Origin of the sequence: Pseudomonas sp. NFACC02, from assembly GCF_900110765.1 — a bacterium.
GTDB lineage: Bacteria > Pseudomonadota > Gammaproteobacteria > Pseudomonadales > Pseudomonadaceae > Aquipseudomonas.
On the sequence record NZ_FOEO01000013.1, the window covers coordinates 78499 to 93225 of the forward strand.

General features: G+C 57.0%; 14 protein-coding genes. All 14 read left to right on the forward strand.

The genetic code is table 11. The features are described 5' to 3' along the window. Position 1: 1 nt before the first annotated feature. Entirely contained in the window at positions 2–1681 is a 1680-nt protein-coding gene (yidC, locus tag BMY73_RS13460) for a membrane protein insertase YidC (protein WP_092407654.1), read from the forward strand. A gap of 77 nt (positions 1682–1758) precedes the next feature. Further along, a complete protein-coding gene (gene mnmE / locus BMY73_RS13465) occupies positions 1759–3129 on the forward strand; it encodes a tRNA uridine-5-carboxymethylaminomethyl(34) synthesis GTPase MnmE (RefSeq protein WP_062386229.1) in 1371 nt (456 codons plus the stop codon). A gap of 527 nt (positions 3130–3656) precedes the next feature. Further along, positions 3657–5555 carry a tRNA uridine-5-carboxymethylaminomethyl(34) synthesis enzyme MnmG gene (gene mnmG / locus BMY73_RS13470; RefSeq protein ID WP_092407656.1) on the forward strand — a complete coding sequence of 633 codons (1899 nt, stop codon included), beginning with the start codon at positions 3657–3659 and terminating at the stop codon, positions 5553–5555. Between the two features lie 5 nt (positions 5556–5560). Beyond that, the gene (rsmG, locus tag BMY73_RS13475) at positions 5561–6196 is read left to right on the forward strand and encodes a 16S rRNA (guanine(527)-N(7))-methyltransferase RsmG (protein WP_175500179.1); all 636 of its coding nucleotides are present in this window, start codon (positions 5561–5563) and stop codon (positions 6194–6196) included. Between the two features lie 18 nt (positions 6197–6214). Further along, positions 6215–7009: a ParA family protein gene (locus tag BMY73_RS13480; protein WP_062386221.1), complete on the forward strand. Its 795-nt coding sequence runs from the start codon at positions 6215–6217 to the stop codon at positions 7007–7009. 9 nt (positions 7010–7018) lie between these two features. After that, positions 7019–7891: a ParB/RepB/Spo0J family partition protein gene (locus BMY73_RS13485; RefSeq protein WP_092407658.1), complete on the forward strand. Its 873-nt coding sequence runs from the start codon at positions 7019–7021 to the stop codon at positions 7889–7891. A gap of 147 nt (positions 7892–8038) precedes the next feature. Then, positions 8039–8446: a F0F1 ATP synthase subunit I gene (locus tag BMY73_RS13490; RefSeq protein WP_062386215.1), complete on the forward strand. Its 408-nt coding sequence runs from the start codon at positions 8039–8041 to the stop codon at positions 8444–8446. A 16-nt stretch (positions 8447–8462) separates the two neighbouring features. After that, complete coding sequence (gene atpB / locus BMY73_RS13495; protein WP_074757408.1) at positions 8463–9332, forward strand: F0F1 ATP synthase subunit A; 870 nt, start codon at positions 8463–8465, stop codon at positions 9330–9332. Positions 9333–9469: 137 nt separating this feature from the next. After that, complete coding sequence (gene atpE, locus BMY73_RS13500; protein WP_002555987.1) at positions 9470–9727, forward strand: F0F1 ATP synthase subunit C; 258 nt, start codon at positions 9470–9472, stop codon at positions 9725–9727. Positions 9728–9784: 57 nt separating this feature from the next. After that, complete coding sequence (locus BMY73_RS13505) at positions 9785–10255, forward strand: F0F1 ATP synthase subunit B (RefSeq protein WP_062386210.1); 471 nt, start codon at positions 9785–9787, stop codon at positions 10253–10255. Between the two features lie 12 nt (positions 10256–10267). Continuing rightward, positions 10268–10804, forward strand: a complete 537-nt coding sequence (locus BMY73_RS13510; protein WP_037016920.1) for a F0F1 ATP synthase subunit delta — start codon at positions 10268–10270, stop codon at positions 10802–10804. 21 nt (positions 10805–10825) lie between these two features. Then, positions 10826–12370, forward strand: a complete 1545-nt coding sequence (gene atpA, locus BMY73_RS13515; RefSeq protein ID WP_062386207.1) for a F0F1 ATP synthase subunit alpha — start codon at positions 10826–10828, stop codon at positions 12368–12370. 50 nt (positions 12371–12420) lie between these two features. Beyond that, on the forward strand, positions 12421–13281 hold the full coding sequence (gene atpG, locus BMY73_RS13520) for a F0F1 ATP synthase subunit gamma (RefSeq protein ID WP_062386205.1): 861 nt from the start codon (positions 12421–12423) through the stop codon (positions 13279–13281). A gap of 28 nt (positions 13282–13309) precedes the next feature. After that, positions 13310–14686: a F0F1 ATP synthase subunit beta gene (gene atpD, locus BMY73_RS13525; protein WP_062386203.1), complete on the forward strand. Its 1377-nt coding sequence runs from the start codon at positions 13310–13312 to the stop codon at positions 14684–14686. Positions 14687–14727 lie beyond the last annotated feature (41 nt).

The following is a 14727-nucleotide window of genomic DNA, read 5'->3' on the forward strand; positions in this document are numbered from 1 at the left end:
CATGGATATTAAACGCACGATCCTGATCGTCGCCCTGGCAATCGTGACCTATGTCGGTGTCCTGAAATGGAACCAGGACTACGGTCAGGCTGCCTTGCCGACTCAGAATGTTGCCGCCAACACCAATACATCCGCGCTTCCCGATATCGTGCAAGGAAATGCTGCTGCCAATGCAGACGTTCCAAGTGCAACAGGTGAAGTCGCTGCGCCGACCGAAACTCCGGCCGTCGTCAGCAAAGACCTGATTCAGGTTAAAACCGATGTGTTGAGCCTGGAAATCGATCCGGTCGGCGGTGACGTGGTTCAACTTCGCTTGCCACTGTATCCACGCCGCCAGGACCATCCCGAAATTCCGTTTCAGCTGTTCGACAATGGCAGCGAGCGTACCTTTCTGGCACAGAGCGGGCTGACAGGCGCAAATGGTCCGGATGCACGCGCTTCCGGTCGTCCGGTCTATGTCGCCACTCAGAAAAGTTATCAACTGGCGGATGGGCAGAACGACCTCGTTGTCGATTTGAAATTCAGCGATGCGGGCGTCAACTACATCAAGCGTTTCACGTTCAAACGCGGCTTGTATGACCTGACCGTTTCTTATCTGATCGATAACCAGAGCGCTCAGACGTGGAACGGCAATCTGTTCGCTCAGCTGAAACGCGATGCCAGCGCAGATCCTTCGTCAACCACCGCCACCGGAACCGCCACGTATCTGGGTGCGGCCATGTGGACCCCGTCGGAGCCTTACAAAAAGGTTTCGATGAAGGACATGGACAAAGCCTCGCTCAAAGACACGGTTCAAGGTGGGTGGGTTGCCTGGCTGCAGCACTATTTCGTAACGGCCTGGATTCCCGAGAAGACCGACAGCAACACTGTCACCACACGCAAGGACAGCGCGGGTAACTACATCATCGGTTTCACCGGCCCTGCGATCTCCGTCGCGCCAGGTGCGAAAGCAGAAACGACCGCCACGCTCTATGCCGGTCCGAAAAGTCAGGCCGTGCTCAAACAGTTGTCCCCAGGACTGGAGTTGACTGTCGACTACGGCATTCTGTGGTTCATTGCACAGCCGATTTTCTGGCTGCTGCAACATATCCACAGCATTGTGGGTAACTGGGGCTGGTCGATTATCTTCCTGACCATGCTGATCAAGGCGCTTTTCTTCCCTCTGTCTGCTGCCAGCTATAAATCGATGGCGCGTATGCGTGCTGTTGCGCCGCGTCTTGCGGCCTTGAAAGAACAGCACGGCGATGACCGTCAGAAACTTTCGCAGTCGATGATGGAGTTGTACAAGAAAGAGAAGATCAACCCGCTGGGTGGTTGCTTGCCGATTCTTGTACAGATGCCAGTGTTCCTGTCGCTGTATTGGGTACTGCTGGAAAGCGTCGAGATGCGCCAGGCGCCATGGCTGCTGTGGATAACCGACCTGTCGATCAAGGATCCGTTCTTCATCCTGCCGATCATCATGGGCGCGACCATGTTCATTCAGCAGCGTCTGAACCCGACACCTCCGGATCCGATGCAAGCCAAGGTAATGAAGCTGATGCCGATCATCTTCACCTTCTTCTTCCTGTGGTTCCCGGCGGGTCTGGTGCTGTACTGGGTTGTGAACAACACCCTGTCCATCACTCAACAGTGGTACATCACGCGTAGCATTGAAGCCAAGGCCAAAAAAGCCGCTGCTTGATCTACCCTGTGAATAAGTCATTCAGAACGCCCCCTCGTGGGGCGTTTTGCTATCCGTCAGTTAATCAGGAGCCGGCCATGAACGTCCCTCGTGAAACCATCGCCGCCATTGCCACCGCCCAGGGACGAGGCGGTGTGGGCATCGTTCGTATATCCGGGCCATTGGCGGCCACCGCCGCTCGCGCGATCCTTGGCAAAGAACTGCAGCCTCGTCATGCGCACTACGGCCCTTTTCGGGATGAGCACGGAGAAGTCATAGACGAGGGCATCGCACTGTATTTCGCGGGACCCAACTCCTTTACGGGCGAGGATGTCCTGGAACTGCAAGGCCATGGCGGCCCCGTCGTTCTGGACATGTTGCTGCAGCGCTGCGTACAACTGGGAAGCCGGCTGGCGCGGCCGGGCGAATTCAGCGAGCGGGCGTTTCTTAACGACAAGCTAGACCTTGCCCAGGCTGAAGCCATCGCTGATCTGATCGAAGCCAGTTCTGCACAGGCGGCGCGCAATGCGTTGCGTTCGTTGCAGGGGGCGTTCTCTCAGCGTGTGGATAACCTCACCGAGAAACTGATCGGCTTGCGGATCTATGTGGAAGCGGCGATCGATTTTCCGGAAGAAGAAATCGACTTTCTGGCCGATGGGCACGTTCTCAGCATGCTGGATGACGTCCGTCTTCAGTTATCCACTGTCCTGAGGGAGGCTAATCAAGGCGCGCTTCTGCGTGACGGCATGACTGTCGTCATCGCTGGGCGACCGAATGCCGGAAAATCCAGCTTGCTTAATGCGCTGGCAGGACGAGAAGCAGCGATCGTCACCGAGATTGCCGGCACCACCCGTGACGTACTGCGCGAACATATCCACATCGACGGCATGCCGCTGCACGTTGTGGACACTGCGGGCCTTCGTGATACCGAAGATCAAGTGGAACGGATTGGCGTCGAGCGAGCACTCAAGGCCATTTCTGAGGCGGATCGGATACTGCTCGTGGTCGACGCCACTGCGCCCGAGGCGGTCGATCCATTTGCGCTCTGGCCTGAATTCCTCGAGCAGCGCCCAGACCCTGCACAGGTTACGCTTATCCGTAACAAAACCGACCTGAGTGGCGACCCGGTGGAACTCGTGGTAAGCGAAGATGGCCATGTCACCATCAACCTCAGTGCCAAAGCCGGTGGTGAGGGGCTTGAGCTGCTGCGAGATCATCTGAAGGCCTGCATGGGTTATCAACAGACCTCGGAAAGCAGCTTCAGCGCTCGACGTCGGCATCTGGAGGCCCTGCACAAGGCCAGTGCGTCGCTCGAGCACGGTCGCTCGCAGCTGACGCTGGCGGGGGCGGGTGAGTTGCTGGCTGAGGATTTGCGTATTGCTCAGCAGTCCCTTGGAGAGATCACCGGCGCATTCAGCTCCGATGACCTGCTGGGACGGATCTTCTCCAGCTTCTGCATCGGCAAATAACTGTCCCCCTTTTCCACAGGCAGGTCATTCCCGACCTGTCTGCCCTCGCTTCATCCCCTTTTCTACATCAAATGCACGCCTCTGACCGCGAGAGCGTACTCGTGCGCGCGATTTTCGGTCGTCCGAACAGGCTTGACCGGCCATATGAGCCCTGTGCATAACCGCGATTCAGCTCAGTTGATAAGTGGGCCTCAAATCGGAGGATAACCTCGCCTGTGGACAACCATCACTTTAATCCACAGGCTTAAACACGTTATCCAAGGGTCTCATCGGCACCTGGCCACAGACTTTTGAATCTCTGTACAGCACGTAATATAAGGACTATAGAAATCTATCCACAGAAAGCGGCCTTACTAAACATAAACATAAAAACAAAGATTTTATAAATTTCTTTCTTTTTAATTTCTTTAACCGCCATTCATCCACAGCTGGTTAAATTTTGTGCAAAAGGTTCCTTTCAGGGGGGCGAAGTCCCTATACTTGCCGCCAATTTCCTATTCCCCCAAAAAACAGGCACGAGGTGCGTGGTGGATTTCCCTTCCCGTTTTGAAGTGATCGTCATCGGCGGCGGTCATGCCGGTACCGAGGCAGCACTGGCGTCTGCACGCATGGGTGCAAAAACCCTGCTGCTTACGCACAACGTGGAAACCCTCGGGCAAATGAGCTGCAACCCGGCTATCGGCGGCATTGGTAAAAGTCATCTGGTCAAAGAGATCGATGCGCTCGGTGGTGCAATGGCCACGGCTACCGATCTGGGCGGTATTCAATTTCGCGTGCTAAATAGCCGCAAGGGCCCGGCAGTGCGGGCTACTCGTGCTCAGGCTGACCGCGTTCTGTATAAAGCAGCTATCCGCGAGATCATTGAAAACCAGCCGAACCTGTGGATATTTCAGCAAGCCTGTGACGATCTGATCGTCGAGCAGGACCAGGTGCGAGGCGTGGTGACTCAGATGGGTCTGCGTTTCATGGCAGACTCTGTGGTGTTAACCACCGGTACCTTTCTCGGTGGACTTATCCACATCGGTTTGCAGAATTACTCGGGTGGCCGGGCGGGTGATCCGCCGTCGATCGCGCTCGCACGCCGTCTTCGCGAATTACCCCTGCGCGTTGGGCGTCTGAAAACGGGTACGCCTCCACGCATCGATGGCCGGTCTGTGGATTTCTCAGTGATGACCGAGCAACCCGGCGATATGCCCATTCCGGTGATGTCGTTCCTGGGTTCCAGGGAACAGCATCCTCGTCAGGTCAGTTGCTGGATTACCCACACCAACGCGCGTACTCACGAAATCATCGCGGCGAACCTCGATCGTTCCCCGATGTATTCCGCTGCTGGCGAAATCGAAGGTGTAGGCCCGCGTTACTGCCCGTCGATCGAAGACAAGATCCATCGCTTTGCCGACAAGGAAAGCCATCAGGTCTTCATCGAACCGGAGGGCCTGACCACGCATGAGCTCTATCCGAACGGGATTTCGACCTCACTGCCGTTCGACGTGCAGTTGCAGATCGTGCGTTCGATTCGCGGCATGGAAAACGCCCACATCGTTCGTCCCGGTTACGCCATCGAATACGACTATTTCGACCCGCGCGATCTGAAATACAGCCTGGAAACAAAAGTCATCGGCGGCTTGTTCTTCGCTGGACAGATCAACGGCACCACCGGTTACGAAGAAGCCGGCGCACAAGGTTTGCTCGCCGGTGCCAACGCAGCGTTGCGTGCTCAAGGCAAGGAAAGCTGGTGCCCGCGTCGCGATGAAGCGTACATCGGTGTGCTTGTGGATGATCTGATCACCCTGGGCACTCAAGAGCCTTACCGGATGTTTACGTCTCGTGCGGAATACCGGTTGATCCTGCGCGAAGACAACGCAGACCTGCGACTGACCGAGAAAGGCCGCGAGTTGGGACTGGTCGACGATGCCCGCTGGGCGGCGTTCTGTGCCAAGCGCGAAGGGATCGAGCAGGAAGAGCAACGCCTGAAATCGACCTGGATCCGTCCTGGCACCGAGCAAGGTGATGCCGTTTCCGCGCATTTCGGGACGCCACTGACCCATGAGTACAATCTGCTCAACCTGCTGAGCCGTCCCGAAATCGACTACGCCAACCTCGTCGCGTTGACGGGCCAGGGTTCAATCGATCCACAGGTTGCCGAGCAGGTTGAAATCAAAACCAAGTACGCCGGTTACATTGATCGTCAGCAGGACGAAATCGCTCGGCTACGAGCCAGCGAAAATACAAAATTGCCCGACGATATCGACTACACGACCATTTCCGGTCTGTCGAAAGAGATTCAGAGCAAGCTGGGGATAACGCGTCCCGAGACGCTTGGCCAGGCTTCGCGCATTCCCGGCGTGACCCCGGCGGCGATATCGCTGTTGATGATTCACTTGAAAAAACGCGGCGCGGGCCGTCAGTTGGAGCAAAGCGCTTGAGTTCTATGGTCACCCCGCAGCACGCAGATGAATTGACCCAAGGCGCCCGCGAACTGGGCGTCGACCTGAGCGAAGTCCAGCACGAAAAACTACTGGGCTATCTCGCATTGCTGATCAAATGGAACAAGGCCTACAACCTTACCGCTGTACGCGATCCAGACGAGATGGTGTCTCGCCATCTGCTCGACAGCCTGAGCGTAGTGCCTTACATCCAGGGTGAACGACAGCTCGACGTTGGCAGCGGCGGCGGTATGCCCGGTATCCCGCTGGCAATCCTGTTCCCGGACATGAAAGTCACTTGTCTGGACAGCAATGGCAAAAAAACTCGCTTTCTGACCCAGGTCAAACTTGAGTTGAGACTCGACAATCTCGAGGTTATCCACAGCCGTGCGGAAGCGTACCGGCCAGAACTGCCGTTCACCGGAATCATTTCCCGGGCTTTCAGCAGCCTTGAAGACTTCACCCAGTGGACGCGCCACATGGGTGACACCCAGACGCGATGGCTGGCAATGAAAGGTCTGCATCCTGCCGATGAACTGGTAGCATTGCCCGCAGATTTTCGTCTGGAAAGCGCGCAAGCCTTGGCCGTACCGGGTTGCCAAGGCCAACGGCATCTGCTGATACTGCGCCGCACGGCATGACAGGGAACACACGCAAGAATGGCTAAGGTATTCGCGATAGCGAACCAAAAAGGTGGTGTGGGTAAAACCACCACCTGCATCAACCTCGCAGCGTCGCTGGTCGCAACCAAGCGTCGGGTGTTGTTGATCGACCTCGATCCACAGGGCAACGCCACCATGGGGAGCGGTGTGGATAAACACGGGCTGGAACATTCGGTCTACGATCTTCTGATCGGCGAATGCGACCTGAATCAGGCCATGCATTTTTCCGAGCATGGCGGTTACCAATTGCTGCCTGCCAACCGCGATCTGACCGCCGCTGAAGTCGTCTTGCTGGAAATGCAGATGAAAGAGGCGCGCCTGCGCACAGCGCTGGCGCCGATTCGCGAGAACTACGATTACATCCTGATCGACTGCCCTCCATCCCTGTCGATGCTGACGCTCAATGCCCTGGTGGCGGCGGACGGAGTGATTATCCCCATGCAGTGCGAGTACTTCGCACTCGAAGGGTTGAGTGACCTTGTGGATAACATCAAGCGCATCGCCGAGCTGCTTAATCCACAGCTCAAAATCGAAGGCTTGTTGCGCACGATGTATGACCCGCGCCTGAGTCTGATCAACGATGTCTCTGCCCAGCTCAAGGAGCATTTCGGTGATCAGCTATACGACACCGTGATTCCACGCAACATTCGACTGGCCGAGGCCCCGAGTTTCGGGATGCCGGCGCTGGCTTATGACAAGACTTCTCGCGGCGCCCTGGCCTACTTGGCGCTGGCGGGCGAAATGGTTCGTCGTCAACGTCGCGGATCCCGCGCTGCCGCCCAGCCCACTTAAGGAAATCCCATGGCCGTCAAGAAACGAGGACTCGGACGTGGGCTGGACGCACTGCTGAGCAGCCCCACCGTCAGCGCGCTGGAAGAACAGGCGGTACAGGCCGACCAGCGCGAGTTACAGCACATCCCACTGGATCTGATCCAGCGCGGGAAGTATCAGCCACGCCGGGACATGGACCCGCAGGCGCTGGAAGAACTGGCCAACTCGATCAAGGCTCAAGGTGTCATGCAGCCGATCGTGGTGCGTCCAATCGCCGACAACCGTTTCGAGATCATCGCCGGCGAGCGTCGCTGGCGTGCCAGCCAGCAGGCAGGCATCGAGACGATCCCTGCGATGGTGCGTGACGTGCCGGACGAGGCCGCCATCGCAATGGCACTCATCGAGAACATTCAGCGCGAAGACCTCAATCCGATTGAAGAGGCCATTGCGCTGCAGCGCTTGCAGCAGGAATTCCAGTTGACCCAGCAGCAGGTCGCGGAGGCTGTGGGTAAGTCGCGCGTGAGCGTGGCCAACCTTTTGCGTCTTATCGCGCTGCCTGAGGTGATCAAGACTATGCTGTCCCACGGCGACCTTGAAATGGGTCACGCCCGCGCCTTGCTGGGTTTGCCGGAAGAAAGGCAGGTAGACGGGGCGCGACATGTTGTCGCACGCGGGCTTACCGTGCGCCAGACTGAGGCACTCGTACGGCAATGGTTGAGTGGCAAGCAGGAGGCCGCCGAACCTGTCAAAGCCGATCCGGATATCACGCGACTCGAGCAGCGTCTGGCCGAGCGGCTAGGCTCTGCGGTGCAGATTCGTCACGGTCAGAAGGGAAAAGGCCAGTTGGTGATCCGTTACAACTCACTGGATGAGTTACAGGGCGTACTCGCTCACATCCGCTGAAACAAATCATGCGTAGCGTGTAGTCGGAAATCACTACCCGGCAGTTGAATAGGGGCTGAACCGCCCCTATACTCTGCGCGCATTTTGTCGGCACAAATTATGCCAAGTTATTGATTTTTGGCGGCTGGCATACGAGGAGCCCATGTGATGGAGACACGCACGCCAAACCGCTTGCCATTCCATCGTCTGGCTGTTTTCCCGGTACTGCTGGCTCAATTGATTGTCCTGTTACTGGCGGCGTTGACGCTTTGGCAGTGGCATGGAGTCGTAGCTGGATACTCAGGGCTTTGCGGAGGCCTGATAGCTTGGCTGCCCAATTTGTACTTTGCCCATAAGGCGTTCCGGTTTTCCGGCGCCAGGGCTGCGCAAGCCATCGTTCGGTCGTTCTACGCCGGCGAGGCAGGCAAACTGATTTTTACGGCAGTGCTGTTTGCACTGACCTTCGCAGGTGTGAAGCCGCTGGCGCCGCTGGCGGTTTTCGGCGTGTTCATGCTGACCCAGTTGGTCAGCTGGTTCGCACCCCTGCTAATGAGAACAAGACTTTTGAGACCTTAGGGCGTTTGAGGCAACCATGGCAGAGCAAACAGCTTCGGGCTATATCCAGCACCACTTGCAGAACTTGACCTTCGGTCATTTGCCTGACGGCACTTGGGGCTTCGCGCATTCCGCAGCCGAAGCAAAAGAAATGGGTTTTTGGGCTTTCCACCTCGACACGCTCGGCTGGTCGGTGGCTCTAGGCCTGATCTTCGTCCTGCTTTTCCGCATGGCGGCTAAAAAAGCGACCTCGGGTCAGCCTGGCGGTCTGCAGAATTTCGTCGAAGTCCTGATCGAATTCGTCGATGGCAGCGTGAAAGACAGCTTCCATGGCCGCAGCGCGGTCATCGCGCCTCTGGCACTGACCATCTTCGTCTGGGTTTTCCTGATGAACGCGGTCGACCTGGTGCCGGTTGACTGGATTCCACAGCTGGCGGTGATGATTTCCGGCGATCACCACATTCCGTTCCGCGCAGTGTCGACGACCGACCCTAACGCAACCATCGGCATGGCGCTTTCGGTCTTCGCACTGATCATTTTCTACAGCATCAAGGTCAAGGGCATCGGCGGTTTCATCGGCGAACTGACCCTGCACCCGTTTGGCAGCAAGAACGTTGTTGTCCAGGCGCTGTTGATTCCTGTGAACTTCCTGCTTGAATTCGTGACGCTGATCGCCAAACCGGTTTCTCTGGCGCTGCGTCTGTTCGGCAACATGTACGCAGGCGAGTTGGTGTTCATCCTGATCGCGGTCATGTTTGGCAGTGGCCTGCTGTGGCTCAGCGGTCTGGGCGTGGTTCTGCAATGGGCGTGGGCGGTGTTCCACATCCTGATCATCACCCTGCAAGCGTTCATCTTCATGATGCTGACCATCGTTTACCTGTCGATGGCTCACGAAGATAACCATTAAGACTCGCCTGGCGTGTCTGATGATCCCCTCACTGCGGTGAGGGGGCGCCCGCAAGGGCTTGATGTAAAAAACGATTTTGCTTTACCGCTTTAATCTAAAAAAACCTAACCAATACGACGTAAAAGTCGGGAGGAAAGATGGAAACTGTAGTTGGTCTAACTGCTATCGCTGTTGCACTGCTGATCGGCCTGGGCGCTCTGGGTACCGCAATCGGTTTCGGCCTGCTGGGCGGTAAGTTCCTGGAAGGCGCAGCGCGTCAGCCAGAAATGGTTCCAATGCTGCAAGTTAAAATGTTCATCGTGGCTGGTCTGCTCGACGCCGTAACCATGATCGGTGTTGGTATCGCTCTGTTCTTCACTTTTGCGAACCCCTTCGTTGGTCAACTCGCTGGCTGATCGCTCGAATTTTCGAGTTGATTGGTGTGATGGACAACGAACGAGCGAGGTGTTGGCGTGAACATTAATGCAACCCTGATTGGCCAGTCCGTTGCGTTCTTCATTTTTGTGCTGTTCTGCATGAAGTTCGTGTGGCCTCCGGTCATCGCGGCTTTGCACGAACGTCAGAAGAAGATCGCGGATGGACTGGACGCTGCTACACGAGCAGCTCGCGACCTGGAGCTGGCCCAAGATAAAGCGGGTCAGCAACTGCGCGAAGCGAAAGCTCAGGCAGCTGAAATCATTGAGCAAGCCAAGAAACGCGGTACTCAGATTGTCGACGAAGCCCGTGAACAGGCTCGTGTCGATGCTGACCGCATCAAGGCTCAGGCTCAGGCCGAGATCGAGCAGGAACTGAACGGCGTCAAAGACGCGCTGCGCGCCCAACTGGGCAGCCTGGCAGTCAACGGCGCAGAGAAGATCCTGGGTGCCACAATCGATCAAAACGCGCACGCGGAGCTGGTTAACAAACTGGCTGCAGAAATTTAAGCGAGGGCGATCATGGCAGAACTGACCACGTTGGCCCGACCTTACGCTAAGGCAGCCTTCGAGCATGCGCAGGCGCACCAGCAACTGGCCAATTGGTCAGCCATGCTCGGCCTGGCTGCTGCGGTGTCGCAAGATGACACCATGCAGCGCATGCTCAAGGCCCCGCGACTGACGAGCGCAGACAAGGCCGCCACTTTTATTGAAGTGTGCGGCGACAAGTTCGATGCCAAGGCACAGAATTTCATCCACGTCGTTGCTGAAAACGACCGTCTCCAGCTTCTGCCGGAGATCTCCGAACTGTTCGAGCTGTACAAGGCCGAGCAGGAAAAATCGGTAGATGTGGATGTGACCAGTGCTTTTGCATTGAACCAAGAACAGCAAGACAAACTCGCCAAGGTTCTCAGTGCACGGCTCGGCCGGGAAGTGCGCCTGCACGCTGCGGAGGATGCTGCCCTGATAGGTGGTGTCATCATCCGCGCCGGCGACCTGGTTATCGATGGCTCAGTTCGCGGCAAACTCGCGCAACTAGCCGAAGCATTGAAATCTTGAGTTTGAAGGGGCAGCAGAGCAATGCAGCAACTCAATCCTTCCGAAATAAGTGAAATCATCAAGGGCCGCATCGAGAAACTCGATGTAGCCTCCCAAGCCCGCAACGAAGGCACTGTCGTCAGCGTGTCTGACGGTATCGTGCGGATTCACGGTCTTGCCGACGCTATGTACGGCGAAATGATCGAGTTCCCGGGCGGCGTCTACGGTATGGCACTCAACCTGGAGCAAGACTCCGTGGGTGCTGTCGTACTGGGCGCATACACCTCTCTTGCCGAAGGCATGAGCGCCAAGTGCACGGGCCGCATCCTGGAGGTTCCGGTTGGTAAGGAACTGCTGGGTCGCGTTGTCGATGCACTGGGTAACCCTGTGGACGGTAAAGGTCCTCTGAACAACACCGAGACCGACGCGGTCGAGAAAGTTGCTCCAGGCGTTATCTGGCGTAAGTCGGTAGACCAGCCTGTACAGACTGGCTACAAGGCTGTCGATGCCATGATTCCTGTCGGCCGTGGCCAGCGTGAGCTGATCATCGGTGACCGTCAGATCGGTAAAACCGCTCTGGCGATCGACGCGATCATCAACCAGAAAGACAGCGGCATCTTCTGCGTCTACGTCGCTGTTGGTCAGAAGCAATCGACCATCGCCAACGTGGTTCGCAAGCTGGAAGAAAACGGCGCTCTGGCCAACACCATCATCGTGGCTGCCAGTGCTTCGGAATCTCCTGCGCTGCAATTCCTGGCTCCTTATGCCGGTTGCACCATGGGCGAATACTTCCGCGACCGCGGTGAAGACGCGCTGATCGTTTATGACGATCTGTCCAAGCAAGCAGTGGCTTACCGCCAGATTTCCCTGCTGCTGCGTCGTCCGCCGGGACGTGAAGCTTACCCAGGCGACGTGTTCTATCTCCACTCCCGTCTGCTGGAGCGCGCATCCCGCGTTTCGGAAGAGTACGTAGAGAAGTTCACCAACGGCGCAGTGACCGGCAAAACCGGTTCCCTGACCGCACTGCCGATCATTGAAACCCAGGCTGGCGACGTTTCCGCGTTCGTTCCGACCAACGTGATTTCCATCACCGACGGTCAGATCTTCCTGGAATCGGCCATGTTCAACTCCGGCATTCGTCCGGCTGTGAACGCCGGTGTTTCGGTATCTCGTGTGGGCGGTGCCGCTCAGACCAAGATCATCAAGAAGCTGTCCGGTGGTATCCGTACCGCTCTGGCTCAGTACCGTGAACTGGCGGCATTCGCCCAGTTCGCTTCTGACCTGGACGAAGCGACCCGTAAGCAACTTGAGCATGGTCAGCGCGTTACCGAGCTGATGAAGCAGAAGCAATACGCGCCAATGTCGATCGCTGACATGTCGCTGTCGCTGTATGCCGCTGAGCGTGGGTTCCTGACTGACGTCGAAATCGCCAAAGTCGGCAGCTTTGAACAAGCGCTGATTGCTTACTTCAACCGCGATCACGCCGATTTGATGGCGAAGATCAACGTGAAGGGTGACTTCAATGACGAAATCGATTCTGGCCTCAAAGCCGGTATCGAGAAGTTCAAGGCCACCCAAACCTGGTAAGCCGCAGCGGGAGTCGCGAGGCTCCCGCTTGCTAACCTGATAGGTGTTACATGGCAGGCGCAAAAGAGATTCGCAGCAAGATTGCGAGCATCAAAAGCACGCAAAAGATCACCAGCGCCATGGAAAAAGTGGCGGTCAGCAAAATGCGCAAGGCTCAAATGCGCATGGCTGCTAGCCGTCCTTACGCGGAGCGCATCCGCCAGGTGATTGGTCATCTTGCCAACGCTAACCCGGAATACCGCCACCCGTTCATGATCGATCGCGAAGTAAAGCGCGTCGGTTATATCGTGGTGAGCAGTGACCGTGGTCTGTGCGGTGGCTTGAATACCAACCTGTTCAAGGCTTTGGTCAAGGACATGGCGAAGAACCGTGAAAACGGCGTAGAGATCGATCTGTGCGTGGTCGGCAGCAAAGGTGCGGCGTTTTTCCGCAACTTCGGCGGTAACGTCGTCGCTGCGATCAGCCACTTGGGCGAAGAGCCGTCGATCAACGACTTGATCGGCAGCGTCAAGGTGATGCTGGATGCCTACCTGGAGGGCCGTATTGACCGCCTGTCCGTGGTATCCAACAAGTTCGTCAACACCATGACTCAGCAGCCAACGGTCGAGCAGTTGATTCCGTTGGTCGCCACCCAGGATCAAGAACTCAAGCACCACTGGGATTACCTGTACGAACCCGACGCCAAAGAGCTGCTGGACGGCTTGATGGTGCGTTACGTGGAGTCGCAGGTCTACCAGGCGGTGGTCGAGAACAACGCAGCTGAACAAGCCGCGCGGATGATCGCGATGAAGAACGCCACTGACAACGCCGGTGACCTGATCAGCGATTTGCAGCTGATCTACAACAAGGCGCGTCAGGCAGCGATCACCCAAGAGATCTCGGAAATCGTCGGCGGCGCTGCCGCGGTTTAACGGTTCAAATATTCAGAGGATCCAGCTAATGAGTAGCGGACGTATCGTTCAAATCATCGGCGCCGTGATCGACGTGGAATTTCCACGCGACAGCGTACCGAGCATCTACAACGCGCTGAAAGTACAAGGCGCGGAAACTACCCTGGAAGTTCAGCAGCAGCTGGGCGACGGCGTAGTTCGTACCATTGCGATGGGTTCCACCGAAGGCTTGAAGCGCGGTCTGGACGTTATCGACAGCGGCGCAGCCATCTCCGTACCGGTCGGTAAAGCGACTCTGGGCCGGATCATGGACGTCCTGGGTAACCCGATCGACGAAGCTGGCCCGATCGACACCGAAGAGCGCTGGGGCATTCACCGTCCTGCGCCTTCGTTCGCTGACCAGGCAGGCGGCAACGACCTGCTGGAAACCGGCATCAAGGTTATCGACCTGGTTTGCCCGTTCGCCAAGGGCGGTAAAGTTGGTCTGTTCGGTGGTGCCGGTGTCGGCAAGACCGTAAACATGATGGAACTGATCCGTAACATCGCCATCGAGCACAGCGGTTATTCCGTGTTCGCCGGTGTGGGTGAGCGTACTCGTGAGGGTAACGACTTCTACCACGAGATGAAGGACTCCAACGTTCTGGACAAAGTGGCACTGGTATACGGCCAGATGAACGAGCCGCCGGGAAACCGTCTGCGCGTCGCTCTGACCGGTCTGACCATGGCCGAGAAGTTCCGTGACGAAGGTAACGACGTTCTGCTGTTCGTCGACAACATCTACCGTTACACACTGGCCGGTACCGAAGTATCCGCACTGCTGGGCCGTATGCCTTCCGCAGTAGGTTACCAGCCGACCTTGGCTGAAGAGATGGGCGTGCTGCAAGAGCGCATCACTTCGACCAAAGAAGGTTCGATCACCTCGATCCAGGCGGTATACGTACCAGCGGACGACTTGACCGACCCGTCGCCAGCGACCACCTTCGCCCACTTGGACGCCACCGTCGTTCTGTCCCGTGACATCGCTTCCCTGGGTATCTACCCGGCGGTTGACCCACTGGATTCGACTTCGCGCCAGCTGGACCCGAACGTTATCGGCCAGGACCACTACGACACCGCTCGCGGCGTTCAGTACGTTCTGCAGCGTTACAAAGAGCTGAAAGACATCATCGCGATCCTGGGTATGGACGAACTGTCGGAAACCGACAAGCAGTTGGTATCCCGCGCTCGTAAGATTCAGCGCTTCCTGTCGCAGCCGTTCTTCGTGGCAGAAGTCTTCACCGGTGCATCGGGTAAATACGTTTCCCTGAAAGACACCATTGCTGGCTTCAAAGGCATCCTCGCCGGTGAGTACGACCACCTGCCAGAACAAGCGTTCTACATGGTCGGCGGCATCGAAGAAGCGATCGAGAAAGCCAAGAAACTGTAATCCAGGCGCCCGGCAACGGGCGCTAATCAGGTTGAGGCAGG

What these genes read in the sequence shown, in the direction of transcription:
- atpA (WP_062386207.1), top strand. Translation starts at nt 10,826, where the DNA reads ATGCAGCAACTCAATCCTTCCGAAATAAGTGAAATCATCAAGGGCCGC.
- BMY73_RS13485 (WP_092407658.1), top strand. Translation starts at nt 7,019, where the DNA reads ATGGCCGTCAAGAAACGAGGACTCGGACGTGGGCTGGACGCACTGCTG.
- yidC (WP_092407654.1), top strand. Translation starts at nt 2, where the DNA reads ATGGATATTAAACGCACGATCCTGATCGTCGCCCTGGCAATCGTGACC.
- rsmG (WP_175500179.1), top strand. Translation starts at nt 5,561, where the DNA reads ATGGTCACCCCGCAGCACGCAGATGAATTGACCCAAGGCGCCCGCGAA.
- atpG (WP_062386205.1), top strand. Translation starts at nt 12,421, where the DNA reads ATGGCAGGCGCAAAAGAGATTCGCAGCAAGATTGCGAGCATCAAAAGC.
- atpD (WP_062386203.1), top strand. Translation starts at nt 13,310, where the DNA reads ATGAGTAGCGGACGTATCGTTCAAATCATCGGCGCCGTGATCGACGTG.
- BMY73_RS13510 (WP_037016920.1), top strand. Translation starts at nt 10,268, where the DNA reads ATGGCAGAACTGACCACGTTGGCCCGACCTTACGCTAAGGCAGCCTTC.
- mnmE (WP_062386229.1), top strand. Translation starts at nt 1,759, where the DNA reads ATGAACGTCCCTCGTGAAACCATCGCCGCCATTGCCACCGCCCAGGGA.
- BMY73_RS13480 (WP_062386221.1), top strand. Translation starts at nt 6,215, where the DNA reads ATGGCTAAGGTATTCGCGATAGCGAACCAAAAAGGTGGTGTGGGTAAA.
- atpE (WP_002555987.1), top strand. Translation starts at nt 9,470, where the DNA reads ATGGAAACTGTAGTTGGTCTAACTGCTATCGCTGTTGCACTGCTGATC.
- BMY73_RS13490 (WP_062386215.1), top strand. Translation starts at nt 8,039, where the DNA reads ATGGAGACACGCACGCCAAACCGCTTGCCATTCCATCGTCTGGCTGTT.
- atpB (WP_074757408.1), top strand. Translation starts at nt 8,463, where the DNA reads ATGGCAGAGCAAACAGCTTCGGGCTATATCCAGCACCACTTGCAGAAC.